2 protein-coding genes and 1 pseudogene are annotated in these 1,886 nt (G+C 72.6%); all 3 read right to left on the bottom strand.

Going from position 1 to position 1,886, the window contains the following annotated elements:
* A pseudogene (locus GH736_RS22210) lies at positions 1 to 410 on the bottom strand (ATP-dependent DNA ligase); the annotation flags it as partial.
* Positions 411 to 496: 86 nt separating this feature from the next.
* Positions 497 to 922, bottom strand: a complete 426-nt coding sequence (locus tag GH736_RS22205; protein WP_159607133.1) for a VOC family protein — start codon at positions 920 to 922, stop codon at positions 497 to 499.
* 119 nt (positions 923 to 1,041) lie between these two features.
* Positions 1,042 to 1,752: an MFS transporter gene (locus GH736_RS22200; protein ID WP_159607131.1), complete on the bottom strand. Its 711-nt coding sequence runs from the start codon at positions 1,750 to 1,752 to the stop codon at positions 1,042 to 1,044.
* Positions 1,753 to 1,886: the final 134 nt, after the last annotated feature.

Here is a 1,886-nt window from a genome sequence, read left to right as displayed (position 1 = left end):
GCGTCGGTGACCACGCCTTCGAGGGCGCCGGTGCGCATGTCGCCGAGCAGCACTCGGCCGAGGAAGCCCTGCTCCCGCTCCGTGGCGCGGGCGGTGAGCTCTCGCAGCGATCGCGCGCGCTCAGCGGTCGACCCGGCCCCGCCCGTGACGGCCAGCCGGTCGAGCAGCTCGTCGAGCTCGGCGACGGTGAGCGTGGGCTCGTCGGCGGGTTCACCCATCGCCGCGGCGACCCCGCGCCATCCGACGCCGACGCGCCCCTGTCGAGGCTTGCCCACGAGGAACCCGACGGCGGGCGCGATCTCGTCGGGCTCGAGCCGACGAAGGAGGTCGGCGAGCGCGTCGACCTTGGCGAGGCGCGAGCGCGTCGACGTGACGGCGTCGGCCGTGGTCACGAGCTCGTCGAGCAGCACGGGGTCAGTCTGCCACCGGCATCCGACATCGACGCAGCGACCGGTCACCGGGGATCGGCCGCCGCGACCTGCCGGACCTCATCCGCTCACATCGCGGTAGAGCCGTCGGACATGACCGGCGAGATGAGCCCGAACACGTTGCCGTCGGGATCGAGCAGGTAGCCGACCCGGCCGACGCCCTGCATGTCGTCGGCGGGCAGTGCCTCGGTGCCGCCGAGCTCCAGGCCGCGCCGCATCAACGCGTCGACGTCGTCGACGCCCACGACGATGTTGCATCCGTTGACGGCGGCGCCGGCCTCGGGCTTCGGGCCCATGCGCTGCGTGAGGCCGCCGTTGATTCCGAGGCCGGGCTGCCCCGCGACGTTGCCGATCGCGCCTTCGCCCGTCACGATCGACCAGTACGGCAGGTCGCCGAACTGGGTGAACTCCCAGCCGAGCAGCTCGGAGTAGAAGTCGATGAGCCGCTGCGGCTCCGACGCGTGGATCTCGAAGTGCACGACGAGGTTCGCCATGGTGTCCTCCCGTCTCGGATGCCGCACACGGTACGCCCGGGCGCCGACATCCGCGACCCCGGCGAGGACCCGGAGCAACCGAGACGACGACCCAGACCGACCCGGACGTCGACCCGGAGCTAGGCGGCCGCGACCGCAGCGACCCGCCGCCGGCCGGTGTTCGCCACGACGAGCGCGGCGACCCCGAGCAGCAGGATGACGGGCGACCCGAGTTCGAGCGCGAACTGCAGGCCCGAGGTCGTCGCGAGCAGCCCGAGCCCGAGCGCGGCGACCGCCTGCACGAGGTAGCCCACGACGTAGGCCGCCGAGATCACGGCCGCGCGATGGTGGGCAGGTGCGCTCGACGTGACGAGGCCGAGTCCGCCCGAGAACATGAGGCTGTAGCCCGCCCCCGCCACGAGCGACGAGGCGATGAACGCGACGAGCGAGTGGTCGAGACCGGCGACGATGAGCAGCCCGAGGCCCACGAGTGCGAGCACGGGCCCGAGGGTGACGGCGACGCGCGGGCGGAGCGGGCGGGCGAGCACCGCCACGACCCCGATCGTGACGGCGGAGATCGAGATGATGGCGCCGTTGACGAATGCGTTGTCGCTGCGCACGAGGTCGCGGGCGATCTGCGCGCCGAGCGCGAGGAAGATCGCACCCATCGCGTAGGCGGCGGAGATGCCGAGCGTTCCGGCCGTGAACGCCGCACGCTCCTCACGCGGCATCCGGGGCAGTCGCGGTCGCCACGGGCCGACGGCCTCGTCGCGCGTGTGGCGGGGCAGCGCGAACACGAACCCGCCGACGAGCACCGTCACTGCGGTGAGCACCCAGAAGCTCAGGTGCACGGGCGCGCCTCGACGAATCGCTGATCGGCGTCGAGCTCCTCGACAATCCCGGTCTCGAGTCCGGAAGCACTGCGGGCTGGAGCGTCAACGACACCGCGACGCTCTCGACCACGACGGATGCCCGCACCGGGACG

Origin of the sequence: Agromyces humi (genome assembly GCF_009720255.1) — a bacterium.
Lineage (GTDB): Bacteria > Actinomycetota > Actinomycetes > Actinomycetales > Microbacteriaceae > Agromyces > Agromyces humi.
Note: the sequence above shows the minus strand (reverse complement) of the source record. Positions and strands in the feature narration are given on the sequence as shown.

Excerpts from the sequence above, each read along its gene's own strand:
- GH736_RS22205 (WP_159607133.1), bottom strand. The coding sequence starts at position 922 with ATGGCGAACCTCGTCGTGCACTTCGAGATCCACGCGTCGGAGCCGCAG.